Source organism: Pseudoalteromonas sp. JC28 (assembly GCF_013319255.1).
Lineage (GTDB): Bacteria > Pseudomonadota > Gammaproteobacteria > Enterobacterales > Alteromonadaceae > Pseudoalteromonas.
In genome coordinates this window covers 761127-786369 of sequence record NZ_QOKX01000001.1, presented here as the reverse complement: position 1 = coordinate 786369, position 25243 = coordinate 761127, and the positions used below count along the sequence as shown (strand labels likewise).

Below are 25243 nucleotides of genomic sequence, written 5' to 3'. Positions count from 1 at the left end.
CATGTTAGGTCAAATCAAAATGTTAACCATTGAAGAGCTTACCGCGGAAGGGGCTTATTTAAACGGTGGTGAGCTTGGCGATGTGTTTCTTCCTCGAGCAGAAGTGCCAAAGCACACCGAAGAAGGTGACTCTGTTGAAGTATTTATCTATTTAGATAACTTGGGACACGCAACGGCAACAACCAAAAAGCCACTTGCACAAGTCGGTGAGTTTGCTCTGCTTCGCGTAAAAGAGATCAATAAGGTTGGTGCTTTTATGGATTTGGGCATTGAAAAAGACGTGTTAGCGCCTTTCAATGAACAAAAACCGAAAATGCGCGACGGCTATAGCTATTTGGTTAGGCTTTACCTAGACAACGCGAGTAAGCGTATTTGTGCGTCTAGTGCGCTGGGTAAATTTTTGAGTAAATCAAAAGCCGAGTACGAAAAATTCGAAGAAGTAGACCTAATCGTCGCGGCAAAAACCGATCTTGGCTATAAAGTGATCGTCAATGAAAAACACTTTGGATTGGTCTTTTTCAATGATGTGTTTAAGCGCATGTATATCGGTCAGCGCATGAAGGGCTTTGTAAAAGCGGTTCATGACGAAGATAAGATTGATATCGTGTTAGAAAAGCCAGGTATAGGTAAGGTTAAAGACCTTGCGGAAATCATTTATAGCAAACTCGAAGAAAGCGGCGGCTATTTACCGCTAGGCGATAAATCAGATCCTGACGCCATCAAGCGTACTTTCTCTACCTCTAAAGCTAACTTTAAAAAAGCCATCGGTGGTTTATTCAAAGATGGCCGAATTGATATCGAAGCGACTTCTATTTCAATTCGCAAGTCTTAAACGCACATAATACTTAACCTGAGGTTTGGATAAGGAATGTTCCAACTCATTGTTTCTAAAGAACAACTTAGTTTTTCCTTTTCTAGCCAGAGAGTTTTAGGGAAAACACCGCTTCCGCGTCCTGCTCTCGCTAAGGTACCTACATCCTGTAGGCAAGGCGAATTTACGCACCAATAGCTGGCTATTGGAAGTGAATTCAACGCAGTTAGCGCTAAAACTGGCTGCTAGAAAGGCATTAATTATCCGCAGCTCAGGTTACTTAGCAAGTCTCAACCTGAGACTTGCTTGTTACATTACACTGACTTCAAGCATATCACGCCATTTATCTACCGCTTTTAATCCCAGCTCAAACCCCAATTTATAATCAGACTTTAAGGTCTCAGGGCTTGAGCCTAAAATCATAGATTCCAGTGGTCTATTGGGCGCTATTTGAATGATGTTAACATCTTCTGGTGGTGAATTCATAAAGTTCACCGCATCGGCATAGCGACTTTGATAGTGATGATACATTTCAAACATTCGAGGAGATTGATTAACGCGCCGCATGATTGGCTTTAAGCGCTCAAGCACTGGCATTTTGCCATCGTCATGTGCCTCAATGGTTCTGATCACCCAAATCGTCTTTGCCCCTTGACTGTGTGCCCAGCGCACGGGTAAAGGATCGGCCACGCCTCCATCCATCATTCCGTGACCCGCAACTTTAACGCCTGGACGATATAAAAAAGGGATCGCACTAGAAGCCTTTAAATGGGTAAACATGTTATCGTGCCACGTATGCAAATAATGTGGCTCAAGCGAGTCTAAGTGACTTGCAACCGCATAAAAGTTACTTTCCGGCGTGAGATGGTTAGGCTCAGTTGGAAACCGTACTTTGCCGCTGTGCTCTACTTGTTGAAAATACCAATCCAAGTCAATGACATTACCACCGGTAAAAAATCGCGCGGGACGGAAAAACTGCTGCTCCGTCGTCAGAGATTCGATAGCAGTTTGCGCATATTGACTTGCGCGAGCACAATAGGCTGCGAGGTTTTGTGCACCCGCTGAGACACCCACTTTTAAATCAAAAGGCGTAAATTTTTTCTCAAGAAAAGCATCTAGCACGCCCGCTGTAAAAATGCCTTTTTGACCTCCGCCCTCAGCGATAATTGCAGAGCGTATGTTAGTTGTCATGTTGTGCTCTTTTTATTATATAAACCTGTACGCATCTTATTTTACTGTGGGCAAAAACCTCGAAATTCAAGCTTTCATACCACTTTGCAATAAAAATGCCCTGCAGAACAGCGTTGTTCAAGCAAGGCATTCATAATATCCACAGTGTGATTAATATGTGGTTAGAGTTTGCTTACAGAACTCTCTACCGGCCGTTTTAAAAAGCTGACTAATAGCGCGGGTAAAATGGTGAGTGTGACGATAGTTGCCATAGCAATACCACAAAGCACTATCATGCCAACGCCTCGATAAAGTTCAGATCCTTCTCCTGGAATGAACACCAATGGCGCAAGACCGCATAGGGTTGTCATCGTTGACATCACAATCGGTTTTAATCGCGTTTGTAGTGCTGAGATCACCGCCTCGTAAACACTCATCCCGGTACTCTCAAGGTTTCTGCGGCTTTGATCGACAATCAAAATAGGGTTATTAACCACAGTCCCTAACAAGATTAAAAAGCCAAGCATAGTGATCATATCAAAAGGCTGGTGGAAGGTGCCTGTTATGCTACCAATACCATTAATCGCAATTAGTCCAAGTAATCCCCCTGCCATGCCAAGCGGCACTGTTGCCATAATAAATAGCGGATAGCCCCAATGCTTGAAGATTGCAACAAGTAATAAGTAACACAACGCTAATGCAACGATAAAGTTACTGCCCAGCGCTTCTTTAGTTTTGTCTAACTGATTGGCAGCACCACCGATACTTACATTAACACCAGGGAGCAGATCGCCCTGCCTTTGAAGCTGCGGTAATAATTCTGTTCTTACTAATTCCTGCGCTTCCTCTAGCGCGACATTTCTTGGCGGAATAATATATACAGTTACGGTTCTACGACCATCAACTCGACGCAAACTATCACTGTCTGCTTTTTCTCGTAGATCGGCCAAAGCGCTCAGCGGGATCAGTCCAGCTTTAGTGACAACAGGTGACTGCGCTAATTGCGAAAGACTTTGCTGATTACCCGACTCAGAAAATAAAAAGACGTCTACTTTGTCATCGTCTAAGATCAACTCATCAACATAAGCGCCGTCACTCAAGGCTGCGACCGTATAGCCGAGTTCGTCAGCACTCATACCCACTTCAGCCAACCGTTGCCACCTTGGTTGGATTTCTATTAGCGGTTGGTCGAGTGTCAGAGAAGATGGCGCAGAATCCACTTGTGGATTATCAAAGACCTCCCCCGCTAACCGATACACTGCATCTGCTGCCCGATAGAGCGCCGTTTGATCTGTACCGCTAATATCCAAAGCCACTGCTCTTGAACCGCCATCATTACTTGAGATAATCGAGCCTCGTGAAGAAAATGCACGCATTCCTGGGTAGCTTCTAAACTTGGTCGTGATTGCCTCCATCATTTCATCGATGTATTCACGGTTGTATGGTTCACTCAATAGCCAAATGCTACCAACACCAACGGACATCGAATAATATTTTAAAGGTGGCAACGACGTTTTACCTGATACAAAATCGCTGTCATCGTTTTCCAAATGCTTATTTAAATAAGGAAGTAGTTCATCAGCAATTTTTTGCATATGGCTGAGGTTATAGCCCGGAGGCGCTATCATCATAGAGAACGCTTTTGGCTCCTCTCCCTCTGGCAAATATTCGGCTTTAGGCATAAATAACCACGCCCCACCGAGTAACAACACACTACCGAATACAATACACACTATGCGAGCACGTAGACTTGATAACATCGCCGGAATAAACGTTGGTAGTTTAGGCGTAGACAACATGCCACTGGAGATTTCCTTACAGGCAAAATTTGCATTAGCAGCAGGCACCACAAACAAGGCGACCAACATAGAAGCGATGATTGCGGCAGAAATAGCTATTGCTACATCGGAATAAAGCTGTCCGGCTTCTTGCTGAATAAATAAAATAGGTGCGAATACCAACACTGTGGTCAGGGTTGAAGCAAGCACCGCAGGCCATACCTCTTGAACACCGGTAATGGCTGCTTGAAGTTTGTCGAGACCTCGGCGTCTGGCTTGCTCTATGTTTTCAAGTACAACAATGGTGTTATCAACCGTCATGCCAATGGCGAATGCAACGCCGGCGAGGGAAATCACGTTGATCGTTCTGTCAAATAGCAACAGGCCCAAAAATGCCGCGATGGTACAAATTGGAACGCCCATCACACCAATAAAGGTCGAGCGTGGGCTCTTTAAAAACCAAAACATCACCAGAGTCGCAAGCACCGCACCTAGCGCTAAATTCGTCCAAACATTTTCAACAGATCCTTTAACGTAACGAACATCATCGCTCAATAGCGTCAGTTGTAGTCCATTACTTGCAAGCATGTCACGGTTGATGCGAGCCACTACCTCCATCATTTCTTCTTTAATCGCCATCACGTTAGAACCACTTTCCCGTCTCACCGAGAGCATTAAGGTTCGCTCGCCATTGTTATAGGCAATATCGCGCACTTCATAATGATCAAGCTTTACCTGAGCGATGTCTTTGAGCTTAATTGTGGTGCCCGCACGGTGACTGACTACCAGCTCTTCTAGCGCTTTAGCTGACTCAAAGCGGCCGACCATACGCAGCAAATAACGGCGTTTACCACTGTCTATATCGCCGGCAGAGGCATCTTGGTTACGGCTGCGTATTGCATTTCTAACGTCAACTAAGCTAATTCCACGGCTCGCCAATTGTTCTTGATCTACCAAAATTTGTACTTGATAGAGTGCACCACCACGCACACCAACCTGAGATACTCCACTGACTCTTTCCATTTCTGGGCGAATAAAGTCTTCGGCATAATCACGAAGCATATCGATATCAAGATTGAGTGGATTTCCCGGTTGTGGCTTTAGATTAAAAAACATAAAGGCATTGCTCGAAAACGCGCTGCTGTATAACACCGGCTGGTCAACGTTTTCAGGATAATTTGGTACTTGAGATAACGCATTACTCACGTTTATGAGCGCTTCGTTGACGTCGACACCAAATGGAAACTCAAGCTCTATCTCTGCCTCACCGGTATTTGCATAACTGGACATGCGAGTTAGATTCGCAAGTGAGCGAAGATACCTTTCTTGCTCTATAAGTATTTCTTTTTCAACATCCTGTGGCGTGGCACCGGGCCAATTGGTCACCACAGTGATGGTTCTTACTTCAAGATCTGGGATCATTTGCACCGGAATTTTAAACGCTGCAACAATACCCAATATCGAACAGATCAATACCGTGACTGCAACTAAAATGGCGTGATTTACACTGGCTCTTAACATCACCCGCTCCTATAAACCCGGTACAATGTTTAATGCTTGGCCTTCTTGCAATAACTCATTGCCTTCAACCACCACTTGTTGCCCTATCTCTAAGCCTGATAAAACTTCAATATGACCATTAATTCGCTCACCAATTTGAACGTTTAACCGCTTTGCTTGACCGTCAACGGCCACAAAGACACTGAACCCACCGTCGGGATGACGCAAAATCGCATCGCTAGGAATAATCACGCTGTGGTCTTGTGCTCGAATTAGCGGCAGTTTTGCCGTAGCCGATGCGCCGACACGCAACTGCGCATCTGTTGGGATTGCCAATCTTAATAGAAACGAGCGACTGGTTTTGTCAACGACAGGAAGTTTTGCCAATACATGAGCTTGATGCTGCACGCTTGGCGCGCTTGCAACACTAAAATTAACGACGCGGCCAAGGTTAATAAGCTGAAAGTACTCTTGTGGCACTTGCAAATCGAGCCACAGAATATCGCTACTTACTAGCTCAAACACCGTTTGTCCGCGCGTCACCCACTCACCTAAATTAACCGTGCGCCTCGCTATTATCCCCGTAAAAGGCGCTTTTAATTGATGGCGGTTAACGAGCTCTCGCTGATAAGCTATCTTAGCTTGTGCTTCTAAAAGAGAGGCTTCTGATGCTTGTAACTTTGCCTGTCTGTCAGCAAGCTCTGTTTGCGCAAATAATTTTTGCTGCGACAGAGACTGTGCTTCTTTTACCAACCTTATCGCATTGTTGCGATCGACCTTGGCACGCTCAAGTGCAGCTTCTACACTTTTCAGCTCAGCTTTTACTAAAGCTGCATCGAGACTCAGCAGTACAGCATTTGCTTCAACAATGTCGCCGGCTTCAGCTGAAATCTTAGTTATTACACCATCGGTTAAACTTGACACTTGTGCGTATTGTGCTGCACTAATTGAGCCCGTTAAAGACAATGTTCGTTCAAGCTGTTGTTGCTTTACATCAGTGACCACAACGTTGACCGCTGCAGCATAAAGGTTAAAGGATAAAAGAGAGAGTATTAAGCAAACGCATTTCATGTAGTTTGTTCCAAAGTTAAAAACACTATTCCTTTCAGTAAACACTATGGAATAGCACCTACTGATCTCAACGAAGCATTGCAGCTGGCGAGTTTATGTCACTATAACGCCGACACACTAACACAAATAAAAATCATTACTATCCAAACTAGGTAAATGACCTCAAAAGTGTAGTTTGTGAAATAATGAATGAACAAAGAATATACAGGAATAACGCTTAGAATAAAGTAGACATAAACGTCGCTATGCCTACTTTAAGGAGGGTCAATTACATTGATTTAATTTAACAATACAAGTGAAGTAACATTGCGAACACCGGGATGACTCATATAGTCATTTTTAATTCCTTCAACTCTCAGTGATTTACCAATCAAACTCGGGTTAAGCTTGGGACTAAATGCATCACGCTGAGCTGCTTCCAACTTAATATATAGCTTGTTGCCAACGACAGTTGGGTCGCTTAATTCAAGCGCATAGATATCGTTTACAGCAGCTGTGATTTTGCCACTGACTACCACTGCTGAGCCATTATTTAGCGCTAATACGTCAGCAACACTCATATCACTAGATGGCTCTGTCGTTGTACCAACGGTTTGTATTTCACTGACTTCTCGTATCCCCGGTGCACTCATATACGATGAGCGAACACCTTTGATAACTAAAGTAGAATCAAGAATGGATGGATTAAGCTGCGGACTAAATGCAGCACGCTGGTGACTTTCAAGTTTAACATTTATCGTATGAGTAGGATTTTGGCTGTCCTCAAGTACTAAAGCATAGATATCATTAAGTGCAGATTTAACACGCCCAACAAGCTCAATTTCATTGCCCTCGGCGGTTGCAAGCGCCTGCTCAACCGACAATGCCACTGGTGCAATCTGAATATCGCTTACATAACGAATACCAGCCTCACCCATATAGCTGTCTCGAGTACCAGTCACTATAACTGATTGACCAAGGATCTCTGGATTGAGTTGCGGGTTAAAGTCACTGCGCTGAGCAGATTCAAGCTTTACGTTGATACTTAGCGATGCGTTGGCAGTATCTGTGAGTAATAGGCCATAGATACCGTTTACTTCGGCTGTCACTTTACCTAACACTGCAAATTTAGACCCAGCTGAAGCAGCAAGTGCCTGTGCTACAGAAATCGTGCCATCAGGAGTTGGCTCTGGATCGGGATTAGGATCTGGATTGGTTTGCCCTGAACCATAAGGCGCATTGAAAGAGTTATTTTTATAGCTATCTGTATTCCACGCATCAAAACCCGATGCAGGCGTCCCCCATGGCTGACCATTGTTTGGATCAGACATTTCTTGCAGCGCCATTGGCACAGGTGTTACTTCGCCGCTTGCATGACCGTTAGTACCATCAAAGTACTGATACGACTCGGGCGTTGCTAGCCAATTGATGATGTTGACCGAAAGTACAGCTGCATTACCTCTGTCCGTCCAACCGGGGTACGTCTTTTTACTATTGCCATTATCCTGACGCTTGTACTTAGGCGTAGCGTCTTCAATTGGAGAAGAATCACCAATAAACGCAGCTTTACCTAATCCGGCTTTTGAGATAGCAACATACGGGCCTTCATTTCTACCACCAAAGTAAAGCCCATCATCTTTAGCATGACGCCACTTAGCTGGTGTATCTGAAGGTGAAAAATAAACCAAGCCCTTCGCTTTTTGTTCATCTACAATCGCAAGCGTCGCGCCCGCGGCCATCAATACAGGAGTAACTCCGAGTGTGATCCCTTCTGTTTTGCTCGCAGACTCAATACCACTTACGCCTTGCTTGTAGTCAGCGGCATTAAAGCGAAAGCGGATCCCAAAATTTTCTGCAAGCCATCCCATGTCTGCTGATTTTGGATTACGCCAGTCACCGTACTCACCACCTAGATTATACTTGGCCAGATCTGAGCGGTTGTAGCCGTTAAAGACTTCAGTGGCATCCCACGTATTTAGATTACGATCCGCGTCATAATGATCTGCGATAAAAAATATCCCTTTTCCATCCGCTACAAACTGCAATAACGCTGCTTGCTCTGATTGAGTGAAAGGACGGTTAGTTTCTGCCAATACAAAGACATCTGCATCTTTAATCGCATCGTAGCTGATAACCGCTTCATTTTGATTGCTTTGAGAGGTACGGTCGTCAAAGAATCTAATCTTGCCGTCATTGTTTAAATCAACACCGCGATATTCTTTTACGGTATATCCTTCATTAACCAATGCATCCGCAAAGTCTGAAAACGCACCGTCAATAACCCAATCGGCATTTCCCTCCACGCCACCGTGTGACACATCAAATAATACTGTCTTACCATTGCTGTTTGTGGTTGGTGTTTTAACTGGAATATGGTTATTCCAGTCATACGGCTGTGCTGCAAACACAGATGTGGATATAGCCGCAGCCAAAACTACGCTGCTAAGCTTGAAGTTTACTTGTTTCATTCGTCAAATCCCGTTGAAAATTATAAAAAGAAGCGATAAAAAAGCCGCCAAAATATGGCGGCGTAGTGTATTAGTTCAGCGGTTGTGTTAAATCCAGCTGATAAAGTGCAAAACCTCGTTCGTCGGTTTTGCCAGTAGGTAGAATATGATTAAATTGCTGACTGTAGGTTTCAGCATCCGCACTAGTTGAACTAAAAAACTCAATATTAGCGCCAACTACAGGTGCAAATGACCAGTTCATATCTGCCGATGGATCAAGTCCTGCGGCACCATTTTGGTCGCTAACAAAAGTAATATAGTCAGCAACGACCTGACGGTTCTCATTTGGCGAGTCGACAACGATTTTATCTCCCTTAATATTTGGGAAATTACCGCCACCAGATGCACGATAGTTATTCGTTGCAACCAAGAATACTTGGTCGTCCTTCACCAACTCACCTTGATACTTCAATGCCTTAATGCGGTTACCGTTTGACACCTTTTCACCGTTTGCCGCGTAGCGTGCAGGCTCAGTGACATCAATTTGATACGTCACACCATCTAGCACATCATAGTTATATGAAGGAAAGTCTGGATTGATCAGCGCTTGAACGCCTTCAGTATTCGGTGTGATTTGATTGAACTGGCCTGCAGACATTTCAAGCCATTCGCGCACTTCGCTGCCCTTGAGCTTCAACACCTTAAGTACGTTAGGATAAATGTACATATCTGCAACGTTACGATAGGCGATATCACCTGCAGGAATTGCGGTAAAGTCATCTGGCCCGCCACGCCCAGCTCTAAAGGGTGCACCCGCAGACAGAATAGGTAATCCATCAAGCTCAGTACCTTGCACTATTTTTGCTGTATACCATGCTTGTGCGTCAGTCACGATTTGGATTGAGGGGTCGTCATTCACTAACGCAAAATAGCTGTTCACAGTGTTGGTGATTTTAGCAAAAGGCTCATTCACCCATGCGCGCGTTTCAGCATGCTCACTATGCACTACCGCTTCAATTGCTGCATCGCTTTCAACCAATGATATCGTGTTTCGATTTTCATCCGTTTCATAGATTGGTTTAAGCGTTGACTGTGAGTCAACCACCGTCCATTTACCTGACTTAAACTGGATATCTAAGTCAATTACACCAAGGTGATTTCCCCAAAAACCAGGCATTACAGCCGCAACGCCATTGATTGTGCCTTTATCGTTATCAACACCATGTGCCGCTAAGTCTGCATAGCCCGAACCTGGGAAGTTTGCATGCGCATGACCAAACATAATGGCGTCTATATCATCCACCTTAGATAAGGCATAAGATGCGTTTTCAGCCATTGGCTTATCGGCAGATACATCAAGACCTGAGTGCGGAATAGCAACGACAATATCCGCGCCTTCAGCTTTCATTTTAGGCACGTAGTGTTTTGCCATTTTTACGATGTCTTTGGCTATCACTTTGCCTTCAAGATTGGCCTTATCCCATTGCATGATTTGTGGTGGAACAAACCCGATAAAGCCAACTTTAATCACCTGAAGTTTGTCATTCTCGTCAAAGAATTGCTTTTCTTGAATTAGGTAAGGCTTAAATAACGGCACATCATTTGTTTCATCTTCGTCGCCATCAACCTTAAATACGTTTGCACTGATGTAGGGAAAATTCGCATCGTCGATTGCTTCGTCTAAAAACGCCAAGCCAAAGTTAAACTCATGATTACCAATATTTGCGACATCGTACTCTAGTGTGTTCATGGCCTTATAAACCGGGTGAACTTCTCCCTCTTTGAGGTTTTTGATTTTCGCCATATAGTCGCCAAGCGGACTACCTTGGATCAAGTCGCCGTTATCTACTAGCATGGAATTTTTAACTTGGCTTCTCGCTTGATGGATTAACGCCGCGGTTTTCACTAGACCCACTTTGTCGTCTTGCTTGTCTGAAAAGTAGTTGTAGTTCAATACATTTGCATGCAAATCTGTGGTTTCTAGTAAACGCAAAGACACCGCAGTGCCCTCTTTTGGAATATCAGGTCCTTTCGGCACGTTTATATCAACATTGTTATCTGAATCTGAGCAACCAGTAATAATGCTTGTGGCACCGCACAATAGTGCGATTGGAAGTAGTTTTGTTTTCATAAGTCCTTTCTTTACTTTGTTTGCATACCCGTGCGCATGCGTTTAGTTATTTCAGCAATACCAAGTCACGTCTCTTCTTACTCCACTTCATAGAAGCTGAACCTAGAAGCACAGCGAGTCAGTATAAACCGTTGCGTTTTGCGTGGCGGGTGTCACTATACGAGGGAAAAAAGTCAAGAAAGCTAAGCTTTTATGGCAGTTAAGTACTAGAAATATGACGTTACTAAGTCAGGAGGAGTGAATTAATTTTAAAGTGAAATATACACAAAAAAGCCTCCACATTGGAGGCTTTAATTGTGACTTTTACATTTACCAATAGTTAATCTTCAAAATCGACTTCTAGCGCGATGATCGTGCCTTCGACCATTTGAGCGGTAACTTCAACCTTAACATCATTACTAAGGTCACTTTTTTGGCCATCTTTGAATACGGTGTCATTGGTTACATGAACCGTCATTCCAAATAATGTAAATTGGTCGCCAGACAAGTTTGCAACTTTACCTTCGAGCTCAAAATAGGCGTAGTCTTCGAACTCTACCTTTTCAGCTTGAATATAAGTTTCACCATTTTTAGTTACTAAATAGCCTTCAACTTCAACGTTTTTGCCTGTTGCAATATCAGATTGACTGCCACCTTTAAACTGAGTTTGCTCAGATACTTTGACTTTTTGGCCAAGGACGTAAAACGCCTCATCTGTCTCAACTTGTGTGATTGGACCTTCAACCTCCACATATTTTACGGCTTCAAATTTGAGCTCTTTAGCAATAACAGTGACACCGTCGGTTGTGTAACCTTCAACCTCAACTGCCAAGCCATTTGAAAACTTTTCAAAATTACCATTCTTAAGCTTTGTATCTGCCGTAATTTGAACGCGCTGCGCACCAAGGTTGAACTCGTAATCAAACGCAGAGTTTTTGACTAGGTCCTCAATTAAGCCTGCAATTTCGACTTCATCAACGTCATCTTCCTCAAACTCGACCTTTTTAGCCAACAATACATTGTCGTCAGTTAACACGCCTTCTACTTCAACCGTTACACCGTTTCCAAGGTTACTGCTACTGCCATCTTTAAATTCCGTGTTGCCATCAGTTGCAATAGAGACACCATTCACCATGAACTCAGACGCTGAGACAAAGTTTGTGATTTTGCCTTCGACTTCAAGTTCAATACCATCATCAGACTCGATTTCAATTTTGAGTGCCAAGATTGAACCATCAGCACGCTGAATAGCGGTAACTTCAACTTCATCGCCAATCACAAATAAGCCGTTTTTAAACTCAGTATTTCCATCAAAAAATACTGTCTTACCATCAACACTAAAAGTTGCGTCGACCGGATTAAAACTAACCACTTTACCTTCTAGCTCAAATCTACGGTCATCGAAGTCATCGTCTTTGTCATCAACTTCAACTTTAGTTGCGATCAATGAGTCTCCTTGGATCACATAATCAACTTCCGCGATATCACCTGCTGCCACTTGTTCAAAAAATGTCGTGAGGTTTACATCATCTTCAAGTTCCAGCTCTGTCGCACCATTGATGGCAAAGACAAGTTTGCCTACTGTGATTGTTTGCTCGCCAGCATTAACAGCCGTGATTTTTCCCTCAACCTCATGTTCTTGCTGGTCGTCAAAATCGCTTGCAGAGATACGCTCTAAATCTCTCACAACGTAGGCACCTTCAAAACCAAATGCCTCAATTTCTACGACATCACCTACACTAAGCTTCTCAAGTTTAAGTTCGATGTCTTCTGCATCCGAGTCATCTTCAAACTGGGTATAGCTATCCACAAAATAGGTGCTACCAAATACTGTTAGTGTCTGTGCTTCAAGGTCAATATCTTCTACTACGCCAGTTAATTCGATTTCAGAGTGCTTATCAAAGCGTACTTTTTTTGCGATTAAACCTTCTTCGGTTGCAACTGCAAGCACAAATACGCGCATACCGATTTGCAGGTCATCATCATCCCCTTTTTTGAAATCAGTGTCGTCATTTAATGTGAAGCTGTGCCCGCCGATTGCGAAGGTGTCGTCACTGACTTGAGTTACAATACCTTCAAATTTGGCGACCGCACCTGTTGATACTGGCTCGTTGCTATCAACCTCTACACTGTCTGCAAGTAATACACCGTCAATAGGTAAACTTGATGCTTCCACCTCCACTATTGCATTGTTTTCAAGCGTCCCTTCAACCTCTGTTGCTTGGCTATAGTCTATAGTCAACATACCTAATTTGAATGTTTTCGCATCAAGATCTAGCTCAGCAACCTTACCTTCAATTTCAAATTCGCCATTTTGCTCTTCCACATCAATGCGGGTAGCAACATACTGACCCTGCCCTTGATGCAACGCACTGATCTCTACGAAATCACCTGTCGTTATTTCTGTGAAAGCTACCTCTAATTTCGTACGTTTATCAACACTAAATTCTTGACCCAACACAGTGATTGTTTGTTTGGCGTAGTCGACAGCCGTCACCACACCTTTAGCAGTTGCGTCATAGATAATAGAGTCAGCTACTGCAAAATTGCCATCTGCGCCTTGCTTACCTTGCAGATTTATCAGCATGCCCACTTTAAGATTTGCTTGTTGATCTGGCGTCGTCTCATAACGCACACCGTTTACGTATACACTGCCAAACCCAGTTACCGTTCCCTGTGCACTTACTGATGTACGGTAGGTAATGGTGATTGTTTCTTCTTCATTACCACTCAAATCGACAGTAACCGAGTTTTCATTTGGCTGATAGAGTGCTTGATCCACAGAACGAGAAGTCGCCGTTAATTTATACTCCCCGTTTGCTAAGGCATTTAGAGTAGTCGTGCTTGTAATGTCTTCGCTATAGCTAGAAGGGCCTGTGAGCGTTAAGCCCGCATCTGCACCAGCAGGTAAGCCTTGTACAATGACTTTTATTGAACCTTTAGTTCCTGTGTTATCACCAGGTTGCGGATCGGTATCACTTCCACTTCCGCCCCCACAAGCAACCAAAAGGCTACTCGATGCCAATAACGATGGTAACAACCATTTTTTATCCATTATATAATCTCCTAAATTTTGGCTCATTTAGTACATGCAGCTGCTAGCCACAAAAACTTAACATGCACTCTAGACGGCCGAAAATGAATGCGCGCTTTACTAACGCCTTGCTTGTACCTACTTTGACTTTTCGTCGTTACCACACTTCCATGCGATTTACTTGGCAGTCATCGGCATCAAAGTACTTTTTCATCACCTCTGGAAATGGGCCATTGCCGTGAGCATTCTTATTCTTTTTAAACGTATACTCCATAGCACTGTGATAGTACTCGTCAATTGGTTGAGTAATATCCATAAACCTATTCATTTGTGACCAATCGTGAGCATCGCCACCTCCTGCAATACCTATACGATTTCCAAACCAATAGTGCTCGGGGTATTTTCTACAACTTAAGTAACCCGTTTGCATCGATGCGCTGCCTCGCATATTTTTTACTTCTGGACCAACAACATACTCTAGGTCTTCTATGGGGATATCCTGCAATACCTATACGATTTCCAAACCAATAGTGCTCGGGGTATTTTCTACAACTTAAGTAACCCGTTTGCATCGATGCGCTGCCTCGCATATTTTTTACTTCTGGACCAACAACATACTCTAGGTCTTCTATGGGGATATAAAATGGCTTTCTGAATAAGGTGTACGGCGTTCTTACCAATCCGGTATGCCGGTTAAACTCGATTGCATCCACAATACGAATTGCATTCCCTATTTTGTACATTATTAGAGGGAATGCAGTCAGTAAAAACAGCCCCAACCATGAATGCCAAGCTGGCATACTGTCGTCTGTCATACTTACCCCTAACAGACAAATCCCAATAATAGGGCCTAATACCAACCCATGCAGCCTAATAGACCATAATCCCGGTGAGCGCGGTACGGAAACAACCCGACCATCGCATTGGCTAGGGTAACTTACACCACTAAAGTCGTCTCTCGGCGCAAATCTGTCTTTGCAGGGTTTTGCTTCTTTAAACTTACAGCCGTTTAGTTCTTCAGCCTTGGCTAAGCGTTCCTTATAGCTTAAGTTATGGAGGTAGTCTTTTGATAACGCATCATAAAAATTTCCCTCTCTAATATATTTTAACCTTCGTTCTGAGTACCTTTGCATTTCCTCCAATTCTTTTTTCTCAGCTTCACTAGCTTCTTCTTGATAATATCTCTCTCTTCTTTTGTCGCCTTCTTTGATGATTTCTTCAAGTTCTTCTTGAGTCATCTCTTCAATCTTTTTCATCACCAATTCCTTTTAGCCAACCACTAGAAAGCACTTGTAATGATTAACGCCCTACCACACTTCCATGCGATTTACTTGGCAGTCGTCGGCATCAAAGTACTTTTTCATTACCTCTGGAAATGGGCCGTTACCGTGAGCATTTCTATTCTTTTTAAACGTATACTCCATAGCACTGTGATAGTACTCGTCAATTGGTTGAGTAATATCCATAAACCTATTCATTTGTGACCAATCGTGAGCATCGCCACCTCCTGCAATACCTATACGATTTCCAAACCAATAGTGCTCGGGGTATTTTCTACAACTTAAGTAACCCGTTTGCATCGATGCGCTGCCTCGCATATTTTTTACTTCTGGACCAACAACATACTCTAGGTCTTCTATGGGGATATCCTGCAATACCTATACGATTTCCAAACCAATAGTGCTCGGGGTATTTTCTACAACTTAAGTAACCCGTTTGCATCGATGCGCTGCCTCGCATATTTTTTACTTCTGGACCAACAACATACTCTAGGTCTTCTATGGGGATATAAAATGGCTTTCTGAATAAGGTGTACGGCGTTCTTACCAATCCGGTATGCCGGTTAAACTCGATTGCATCCACAATACGAATTGCATTCCCTATTTTGTACATTATTAAAGGGAATGCAGTCAGTAAAAACAGCCCCAACCATGAATGCCAAGCTGGCATACTGTCGTCTGTCATACTTACCCCTAACAGACAAATCCCAATAATAGGGCCTAATACCAACCCATGTAGCCTAAGGGACCATAATCCCGGTGAGCGCGGTACGGAAACAACCCGACCATCGCATTGGCTAGGGTAACTTACACCACTAAAGTCGTCTCTCGGCGCAAATCTGTCTTTGCAGGGTTTTGCTTCTTTAAACTTACAGCCGTTTAGTTCTTCAGCCTTGGCTAAGCGTTCCTTATAGCTTAAGTTATGGAGGTAGTCTTTTGGTAGTTCTTCATAAAAAACACCACTTCGGCGATAACCTGTTTCTCTATCTATATACACATCAATTTTTGCGAAGTCTTCTTTTTCTTCTTCGGTAGCTTCTTCACGGTACTTTCTGTTTCTTTCTTTAGCCCTCTCAATTAAATAAATATTCCGCTCTTCCTGAGTCATGTCCTTTATCTCTTTCACCATTAACTCCTTTTGATTAACTACTTAAAGCACTTGTAATACGAACCCTCTACCACACTTTCCAGCGGTTTACTTGGCCGTCATCGGCATCAAAGTACTTTTTCATCACCTCTGGAAATGGGCCGTTAAAATGAGCGTTCTTATCGAGCTTATAGTGATACTCCATAATTTCGTAGTAGTACCTATCTATCGGTTGGGTAGTGTCCATAAACCGATTTATCTGAGCCCAATCGTTTAGGTTTCCACCATCACCAAGTCCAATCGCGTGACCAAACCAAAACTTTTCAGGATATTTTCTGCAACTTAGATAACCCGTTTGGAACGAGCCGCCACCTCTTGCGCTTTTCACCTCAACGCCCACCACATATTCAAGGTCTTCTATTGGGATATAAAATGGTTTTCTAAACAGGGTGTAAGGTGTTCTCACCAACCCGGTATGACGATTAAACTCAATGTTATCAAGAAACCGTAAAGCGTCAGAAAATTTAAACAACAAGAAAGGCGTGATGAAAAGACCAGCCAAACTCAAGTATAAATAGTCTACTGGAAATACATCAACCAGTGTCAGTACAATCAACATAAACCCAGCAATTGCGGACAATATGGTGATTACCATTCTAAAAAGTATTAGGCTTGGGTGACGAATTACCGCAACTTTTTCACCGTCACAATTCCAAGCACCAAAGAGGCGTTTAGGGCCATCAAAATCGTCTCTCGGCGCAAATGCGTCTTTACAGGGTTTTGCGTCTTTAAACTTACAACCGTTTAATTCTTCCGCCTTGGCAAGTCGTTCCTTATAGCTTAGGTTATGGAGATGGTCTTTTGTTTGTTCTTCATAAAAAATACCACTACGACGATAACTTGTCTCTCTAGCCAAGTATGCATCTCTTTGTGCTTTCCTTTCTTTTTCTTCTTCAGTTGCTTCCTCTCGGTAATATCGCTCTCTCTCCTTTGCTTTATTTGCCAAATAGCTATCTAACTCTTCCTGAGTCATATCTTCAATCTTTTTCATTCTTCGGTTCCTTCTATCTTATTGGCGGCCTTTCAGGAAATCTGAACTTTTGATTTAATCTGGATAGTTCTTTGATGTATCTAACCCCTTTCGTAATCAAATAACCATCGTCTTTTTTGGTCACCACCGTTGGCAAGGAGTACAACTCAGTAGCGCTCTCGATCACTTTTTTACCTTTGCCATTGGGATAACTTTCTACTTCTATGATCAACTCAATAGAGCTACCAACTTCTAGGTTTAACAGTTCACAGAGCTTACCTTCAGTGAACTCGAAGTAATAACCGGTTCGATTAGGATATAGCTTCCAACCACTGCTAAGCTTGGCCAACTGATGATGATTTATCTCCTGTATTTTATCATCACCTTCTTTTGACCAATAGAAACGAGCAGAAAAGCCTTCTAATTCATTGGTTAGTGGCGCGCTTACCTGCACCTTAAACACACTTAAAAATCTTTGAATATTTATCGCAGGCGAGTACAACATACTATAAAAATCGGTTAACGCATTTTCCATTTTTTGTTGCCATGTTGATGCCCTTACAGCAGAAGACTTATTGCTATCGTCTTTATATTTTTGTTGGCGCTTTTTACTCCAAGGACAGGCATTTAGCCAAGCCTCAATTTCAGATTCATGAAAAATAAGCAGTAAACCAGCACCGATTAAAATTATTAGTAGACCCAATAACCCTAATACACTCGCGATCGCTCCAAGAGTTGCAATTGTACTCGCAGCCATGCCGAGAGTTAAAAAGGAGGCTAGAATTATAGAAGAAGACGCTGCAAGTGAAATAAAACCCATCATTAACGTGACATTGGCAAAATATAGTTCTTTATCACCGCTTTCCTTTTCTGATAGTGCATCAGTAAAAGCGACATATGCACTTACTGAGCTTGCAATTAAGGTAAGAAAGGTACCCGCGACAACTAACCAAGCGCGAGAAACTATTTTCGCACCCACCCCAGCAGCCTTTTGACTGGTAATTGAGTTAATTTGAAGTGCCGTTGGCAGACCATGTTTTTTTTCCACAATATTTAAGCCAATATTAAAAATTATATCGGCAAGATCTAACACTGCTGATGCTTTTGATAACCCACTAGCCTCAACCTTAACTAGCGTGCTAAAACAGTTATACACTTCAAGTACTGCAACAGTCCCTAAAGTGCCATGTAGCATAGTTTCAAACACTTTTGGGGGAACTTTAAATTTTGATAGTCTCTCCAAAGCATCCACTTCTTTTTTAATACTATCCAGTTCCCAGTTTTTTCCATCAATCTTACTGTCAAGTTCCGAAAACTCACTTATCATTTCTTCAACTTGGAAATCAAGTTTTTCAATCCTACTCGCATCCAACACCAATACTTTTTGCTGTAAGCGTTTTTGTGCAAATTCGGCTTTTATTTTTTGTCGCTCCAGTGTTTTTTCAATTTCACCCAAGGTACCATCCAGAGACAAAATATGATCTAACTGTTGCTGAACAACCTGTCCTCCACCTAACTCAGTTCTGACATAAGGGTGTGCTACAGGGGTCTTCTGATGACTATCAGCAAACGCCTCTGCCGCTTTTTCCAGCTCACTGAGGCGCTTAGATGCTCGTTCAGCTTTTGACTGAAAATCCAGAGGTAAAAATCCCTCAGGTAAATTGCCATCTAAATAGTCTGCAATTGATAGGTTGATCTCTTTTATCAAACCATTTGTCGAAACATCTACTAATTGCTTAAATCGACCAAAGAGATCCCCTCTGACACTGTTTTCAAATCTAGCTGATTTTGCATACTCTATAGAGCTTGACAATGCACTAAGCTCTCTCTTTGCATTCGTTAGTTGGTATTGCACATTGGAGGCAGTTTTTTTGATATCACGTAATGCTTGCTCTTGGCGTTTTATTTGTAAGTCTAGCTGTGCCACTACTGAGTCAGGATTCATCCCTCCTGCAACAGCCGCATTTAAAATTTGGTTACGCGCTTTAATGTAAGCATTAATTTCCGCTTGTTTAGCTTCAATAGAGCGCTCTAGTGCCACTTTTTCATCTTTTAGTGCATTTGTATCAAGCGCTAGCGTTTCTGCTTTAGCTTTACGGTCTCCGTATACCGATTTAATATCCTGCCCTTGCGCTGCATTTAATCCAGTTGGCACCTCGAGACCAATCACCAAGAATCCCCACATCGCCTGTGAGGCTCTTCGAAGTACTTGTATTACCGCATCTGTATATGATGCGTCTTGGTCATGTAAGGGCTGCAAGTTATCTTGCATAAGCGTAAGATCAAAGCGCGTGTCAAACTCGTCGTTTGAACCTTTAAGACGGCACTCATACGCTGTCATCTCATCCTTTATCTTTTTAGGATAGAGCAGCTCAATTAATCTTAGCCTTTCAGTCGGATGCGTCCCCATCACTTTTAGCCAACACTCTTGCCCTACGTCATTCGCATCCAATTCATCTAACTTTTTGAAATCATCGTCTGACACCGCAAAATGACTGATCAGGGTAATGGTTAAGTCCTTTATTGGGCCGAGTACATCGGAGCATACTGCGTATAGTAAGCACCGGCGTATATCATCGTAGTAGGCATAGTCTTCAATGGAGTAATAAAAAGAATTGTTTTTTTGCTCGTCGCTCATAATCTCAAAGAGCTTCGCTTTTGATTGATTAATTTGCAGACCGAGTTCAAAGGCGCGGTCAGTGTGAAGATATTTTCTAAATTCAGTGGTGCTGAAGCTATCTTCTATATACTCCCGATACTGCTGTGCAAGATCCTCAGCGTCTTCATCAACTTCCACTCCGAGCGCCTTCTTCTTTTCTATTCCTTTTGGATAGTGAAAGAAAGTGCTCTGAATTGCAGTTGCTAACGAATGCTTTGCCAATTGGTTTGGACTAGGTTCAAAACGTTCTGTGTTTGACTCTGATTTAAATTCAGGATCTTGTTGTATTGACGTTACCGGAAGGCTTAACAACTCCTTGCGATATATCGCAACTCTGGCACTGGTGTCACGGGCTAACCCTATACTGTCGGCTAGTACCGGTACATACACACCTGACATATCTGGAACAGGTAAAACTAGGTGATCGGGTAATGTCGAATTATCGTAACCCTGCTTAAAACTTGCCAGTTTATCGAGTTTTTGCATTCTGTTGGCACGTCTGTTGGTCGCTTGGTCTCCGTTAAGACCGGGCTTTACACTTGGTCCATAATTTAAACGCGGATCCGTTTCAGCCATACCGCCAAATGCTTCAATTTGCTTCCAGCTCCATTGCGTTTCTGAATAAGCAATTTCAACACTACACTGTTGACCATACAACTTGTTTGGGACGATGATGGTACTGAGCTCTTCTGTAGTGGCTTTTCGCTCACCTTTGTCAACCATCTCAAGTGCTAATTCTGTATTGTCTACACTACACTCTTTGCCATAGTTATCTTTTTTATAAGAATATTCAGCAACACGAATAACTTTATGACCCTTTTGAAAGGCTAAATTGACATCTTTAAACGCGACACCTTCACCATTTTCCCTTGGAAGTACTTCCAGCTCTCGCCATAAGTGTCCGTCAACGTAAATATAGATAAATCCTTCTCTTAGCTGATCTTCTCCGTCTATCCCCATTCTCAACGGATAAATATGGACCAACTCCACTTCTGCATCTTGTGCAGTGTCATTCGCCGAAGAAGTACCAAGTGGTATTTTGTAGTATCCCGAGGTGCCAAGATCTGGGTTAGTATCAGCAACCATCAAAGACACTTTCTCTTGGTCGTTTGCTAGCCCTTCAAAAACCAGCTCTCTGTGAGCAGTTTCAAGATTCGTTAAGTCTGGTACTGTAAAATCACTCATCCTAGTTTCACTCCATCCTTGTAATACTCTTTACCTGATACGCTTACTTTTAACTTTTTACTTCCTGATTTATCGGGGGTTGCATCTCTTTTCGCCACTGACAGTGAGCTAGGGGTCGCACCGCCCGGTTGATTCAAGGGAGAAGGTGGCGTGTTTTTACTGTTAGAGATCATAAGATCTCCTTGGCGCACGGCGGGTTTTCCTTCGATATACACATCAAAAGAGCTGGTAATAAACTCTGCTTTGCCTTTGATTGTGCCACTGGCAATGCCTTTCTTTTTACCGGGTTGATCACCGGTGCTTTTTGAAAAGTTACTTTTGATATTTGCTGCGGGATTGCCATTGATTTTTACTGAGCTTGCCGTGCTCGCTGCATCACCCGATTTGGCGAGATTGCTATAAGGGATTGGCACAACAACTTTACCAATCTTAGTCCAGCACACATCTATGGTATTTAGCATGCCACCACTGTCTTTATGAACTGCGGTGCGACCATTAATTAATACGTTTTGGCCGCTTACGATACCGACTTGCTGTGCTTCGCTATCTGTGTCTTTTTCGATTTGTTCCTCAGTGCCAGCTTGCCATCCTATTTTGCGCTCAACCAAATCTAAAAATGCCCGAGCGTTGTCAATGGGCATGTGCATATCCATGCCAGTCTCTGGCTCTTGATGAGGTAGAATTGGCTCGTTTTTTTCATCGTTCCACTTAGGCGGTGGGACAATATAGTCACTGGCAAACTCGGTTATCATTTCACCCAGCATCATATCGCCATATTTAGCGCGCGCAATCTCATCTATAAATGCGTTTTCACCGCTGGCTTTGTCAGGAAATACGGCTATCCCATTTACACAGCCAATGGCGCCATTATTTTTCGCTGCGATAGTAAGCTTTAACAATGCAGGATTATTATGTCGCCACGACACACTCCCGCCTACTCGAAGCGTCGCAGACATGGCATCTTGATCGTACTGAATCGAATCTGGCTCTTTTCCTTTTACTGCCGCGATAAAGCTCATAACACACTCCTTGTTACTGAGATTAATTGTGGTTTTTCTTGCTCTGTGATCAGCCACACTCTGTCAATATGGCTATTTAACGGGTTATGTAGATAACTACTGGCAACCGCAAGTCCCATTGCATTATGGCCAGCGCCAATATACCCAATGGTATTTGCAGTGTTGTTTAGCTCTATTAACGCGTCATACTCTTGGTACAAGGCGCGGCTGGCATTGAGCCATTCTCTTTGCCACTGCTCACTGAGTAAGCGGGTCGAAATATAAGGCTCGTTTATCTCCGCGTGCAGCTCTTTTAATAGCTCACCTAAGCCGCCCTGATATGCTTTGGTTTGGCATGAAGTCTTACTAGCGCTTGTACCAAGCAGTACGCAACCGCCTTCACTTAATACAATACCTTCAGGGCCGCCAACAACTTGTAGCTTGCCTACCCAGTTTGGTTTTGACGCTTCATCATAACCAACGCAACTATCTACAAATACATAGAGACTATTTGGCGAGAGCGAATCAATATCAAGCGTTTTATGCAACTGAATATCATCAACGTTCAGCTCAATATGGTCACAAAGCGTCCTAACATCAGACACTTCGATATATGGCTCTTCTGATTTTGCGTAGCCAGTAATTAGATTAATGGTGCCGTCCCACGCGTTGGCACTGCCATCAAGCCGTTGCTTAGTCTGGCTTAATAAAGATTCTAGAATGGTTAAACAGCGGTCTTTACGTAACGTGACCGAGATCTCTTCGATTTGTGCGCGCAAGTATGGCGCGTCGAGGCTTATATCGTACCTAACAATGGCTTTGCTTGGCGAGCAAAAGCGCATGTTATTTGCGACCGCGGTATATAAAGCACTAGGATGGTTACCGGTTGGGGTTTCTAGCGCGATTAATTCAAACTGCATGTGCCACTCCTTGAGTTTGTGCCACTTCGACTAAGAACACGCTGTTACTGCCTGTTTGGCTCTTTTTTACCCTTCCTCGCCATATTAATGAAAACTGCTGTGTTTGCGAGTCAATTACCAGCGTATCACACTGCATATCAATAGGCGTGGCGTCTGGGCCATTAACCAAACGACAGCGAGGTACGATTCTGGGCAACGTTAGCTTTAGGCTTTGTCCATAAGGTAAATCTGGCGTCAAGCCCATCATGTCAATCCACCAGCCATCACTAAATGGGTTTGAAGTTTGTTGGTCTTGCGGTGCGACTTGATAATGCGCAGCAGGGACTGCTGCTTTAAATGGGAACTTGCCCGCTAAAGCTTGGGATTCGTCAACCTCAGGAAGTTTATCCACCCTTGGCGACCAAAATGGTGGGATCGCTGCAAAGCTTGCAACCGCAGTGTCGTGGCTCGGCTTTTTTAATACCTGATTAGCATACTCCACTTGTGGCAATGGCTGGCCTTTCGCTTCTTTATTTTTGAGCTTATAACCACGACCGAGGGGATTTTGGGTAGAAACTTGTTCTTCATCCGACGGACTTGTGCCGCCATAGGCAAGTTGATAATTTAATACACAGGACGATAATACTTGTGGATCGCTCGCCACGGGCCCGAATAGCGATCGCTTCCACACACGCTCACCAGTAACTCGAAGTAATTTATCAACAAATACCCTGTCGTTACAGCCGAGTTTTAGTCCAACTTCAATCACTCGCGCTTGCTTGTCGGTTGGTGGAAAACAGGTCAATTCGCCGTATACTTCAAAACCGGTTTTATAGGGCTGAACTTCGCTAACGGCGGTTAGGCAGGCTTCAAGCCCTTCACCGTCGAAGTCATCAGCAAGTACAACAGGCGCTCCAGTTGGATCGGGATACACATTACCATTTACGTCGTATTCAAAGTTTTGCTTCACAGCGATGACTACGATGGGATCTTTTTCCTCATCCCAAGCCTCAACCGTGCTACTTTGCCACTCGGATTCATTCACTAGCATGGTTCAACTCCTGCTTTACTGATTGCCATTGAAGATAAGCCATCGGCATGTAAAAAAGCGCAGCGCCAAGTGCATGCGAGGAAATTTTGGAAAGCTTGCGCTGTATAGCAAGGCCAGCCAATCCCTGTTGTAACCAAGCCGCTGGCTCAGAGACTTTACGCCCTGCGAGTTGATGTTGGGTATTTGCTGTAATTAGGGCTTGGCGTTCGTATTCTGCTTGCTTAAAACTGGGTAATTTTTGCGATTTTTGAGATTTAATGCCAGTTTGCGCATCACTTATTGCGAATTCTTCAGGCAAGTCGAGATCGGTGATTTGTTTCCACGCCTCGTAAGCCGGACGAGCGGTACTGGGGGCTTCGAGTAACTTAACTAGATTTTGTAACGAACGGGTATGAGAAAAGTACGGAAATACTTCTGCAATGTAGCTTGGATTATGCTGACAATAAAGTAAGCATGGTTCATCCCATTTTGGCTCATCGAGTAAACCTGCCAGCTGCAATAGTTTTGCTTTTAGCGCGGCATCATCGGTCATCGCAAACCGCTTCACTAAGTGCTCTGAAAGTTGCTCTGTATTACACAGCCACATATTCACCAATGCCGTGTAGGCAATTTCAGGGTTGCTATGTTCAAGTGCGGCCATGAGTTGGTGGCGCGACAAGTTAGCCGTACTAAATGCTAAATAGATAAGGCTCGTAGGCCAATTTTCATCTGTTGATAAAATTCGCTGTCTGAGTGCATCACCAAAATCAATGCGCCATGCTGACAAGTTATGAATGAGCAGCTCAGCAAGCGCAGGCTCGCTGTTAATCGCCGTGATGATTTCACTAGCTTGGGCTTCAAGCGCTCTTGTCCCAAAAAGATGGTTAATAAGTAACAACAGCTGAGGTGAGTCAATCTCTTGGGTTAACGTAAATACATCATCAATCGACCCATGCGCGATACAATCTAGTTGGGAGCGATTTATCCAGTGTTCTTCGTCCGTCGCAGCTAAGGTATACACATGATTTAATAGTTGTTTTTCAAGAGCATGTAAACGCCCAGTCTCAACTACTTGGCGTGCATTAAACTTTTGATAATGACGCCAAAGCGACTTGAGTTGCTGACGGTGAACGGCCAATTTGGTTGCAGCTAAAAACATAGTCACACCGTATCAG

The 25243-nt window shown here is 43.4% G+C and carries 17 protein-coding genes; 1 reads left to right on the top strand and 16 read right to left on the bottom strand.

The annotated features are described in order from the left end of the window. The first annotated feature begins 1 nt into the window (after position 1). Positions 2–832, top strand: a complete 831-nt coding sequence (locus DS891_RS03370; protein ID WP_010379092.1) for a S1 RNA-binding domain-containing protein — start codon at positions 2–4, stop codon at positions 830–832. A gap of 288 nt (positions 833–1120) precedes the next feature. On the opposite strand, the gene DS891_RS03365 is transcribed toward DS891_RS03370, so the two are convergent. The 16 genes from DS891_RS03365 to DS891_RS03290 all read right to left on the bottom strand — a co-directional run bounded on the left by DS891_RS03365 (position 1121) and on the right by DS891_RS03290 (position 25227). Next, entirely contained in the window at positions 1121–2002 is an 882-nt protein-coding gene (locus DS891_RS03365; RefSeq protein WP_102056833.1) for a patatin family protein, read from the bottom strand. Positions 2003–2163: 161 nt separating this feature from the next. Further along, on the bottom strand, positions 2164–5280 hold the full coding sequence (locus tag DS891_RS03360) for an efflux RND transporter permease subunit (RefSeq protein WP_174168841.1): 3117 nt from the start codon (positions 5278–5280) through the stop codon (positions 2164–2166). Positions 5281–5289: 9 nt separating this feature from the next. Next, positions 5290–6330 (bottom strand): efflux RND transporter periplasmic adaptor subunit, encoded by a 1041-nt coding sequence (locus DS891_RS03355; RefSeq protein WP_174168840.1) that lies wholly within the window; start codon positions 6328–6330, stop codon positions 5290–5292. A 278-nt stretch (positions 6331–6608) separates the two neighbouring features. Next, on the bottom strand, positions 6609–8777 hold the full coding sequence (locus tag DS891_RS03350) for a DUF6359 domain-containing protein (RefSeq protein ID WP_174168839.1): 2169 nt from the start codon (positions 8775–8777) through the stop codon (positions 6609–6611). Positions 8778–8847: 70 nt separating this feature from the next. Next, positions 8848–10887 carry a bifunctional 2',3'-cyclic-nucleotide 2'-phosphodiesterase/3'-nucleotidase gene (locus DS891_RS03345; RefSeq protein WP_102056837.1) on the bottom strand — a complete coding sequence of 680 codons (2040 nt, stop codon included), beginning with the start codon at positions 10885–10887 and terminating at the stop codon, positions 8848–8850. Positions 10888–11206: 319 nt separating this feature from the next. Beyond that, positions 11207–13921: a DUF5666 domain-containing protein gene (locus tag DS891_RS03340; RefSeq protein ID WP_174168838.1), complete on the bottom strand. Its 2715-nt coding sequence runs from the start codon at positions 13919–13921 to the stop codon at positions 11207–11209. 136 nt (positions 13922–14057) lie between these two features. Continuing rightward, positions 14058–14330, bottom strand: a complete 273-nt coding sequence (locus DS891_RS03335; protein WP_254605663.1) for a hypothetical protein — start codon at positions 14328–14330, stop codon at positions 14058–14060. Further along, on the bottom strand, positions 14305–15156 hold the full coding sequence (locus DS891_RS03330) for a hypothetical protein (protein WP_254605661.1): 852 nt from the start codon (positions 15154–15156) through the stop codon (positions 14305–14307). Before DS891_RS03330 ends, DS891_RS03335 begins: the two co-directional genes overlap by 26 nt. A 51-nt stretch (positions 15157–15207) precedes the next feature. Further along, positions 15208–15480, bottom strand: coding sequence for a hypothetical protein (locus tag DS891_RS03325; RefSeq protein ID WP_254605660.1), 273 nt, complete (start codon positions 15478–15480; stop codon positions 15208–15210). Then, positions 15455–16306, bottom strand: a complete 852-nt coding sequence (locus DS891_RS03320; protein ID WP_368032159.1) for a hypothetical protein — start codon at positions 16304–16306, stop codon at positions 15455–15457. The genes DS891_RS03325 and DS891_RS03320 overlap by 26 nt, the downstream gene beginning before the upstream one ends. A gap of 49 nt (positions 16307–16355) precedes the next feature. Beyond that, positions 16356–17318 carry a hypothetical protein gene (locus tag DS891_RS03315; protein WP_174168837.1) on the bottom strand — a complete coding sequence of 321 codons (963 nt, stop codon included), beginning with the start codon at positions 17316–17318 and terminating at the stop codon, positions 16356–16358. A 13-nt stretch (positions 17319–17331) separates the two neighbouring features. Continuing rightward, positions 17332–21141 (bottom strand): toxin VasX, encoded by a 3810-nt coding sequence (locus DS891_RS03310; RefSeq protein ID WP_174168836.1) that lies wholly within the window; start codon positions 21139–21141, stop codon positions 17332–17334. After that, a complete protein-coding gene (locus DS891_RS03305; RefSeq protein ID WP_174168835.1) occupies positions 21138–22160 on the bottom strand; it encodes a DUF4150 domain-containing protein in 1023 nt (340 codons plus the stop codon). Before DS891_RS03305 ends, DS891_RS03310 begins: the two co-directional genes overlap by 4 nt. Further along, positions 22157–23059, bottom strand: a complete 903-nt coding sequence (locus DS891_RS03300) for a hypothetical protein (RefSeq protein ID WP_174168834.1) — start codon at positions 23057–23059, stop codon at positions 22157–22159. Before DS891_RS03300 ends, DS891_RS03305 begins: the two co-directional genes overlap by 4 nt. Further along, entirely contained in the window at positions 23049–24089 is a 1041-nt protein-coding gene (locus DS891_RS03295; protein ID WP_211200958.1) for a DUF2169 domain-containing protein, read from the bottom strand. Before DS891_RS03295 ends, DS891_RS03300 begins: the two co-directional genes overlap by 11 nt. Then, positions 24076–25227: a hypothetical protein gene (locus DS891_RS03290; RefSeq protein ID WP_174168833.1), complete on the bottom strand. Its 1152-nt coding sequence runs from the start codon at positions 25225–25227 to the stop codon at positions 24076–24078. The genes DS891_RS03295 and DS891_RS03290 overlap by 14 nt, the downstream gene beginning before the upstream one ends. Positions 25228–25243 lie beyond the last annotated feature (16 nt).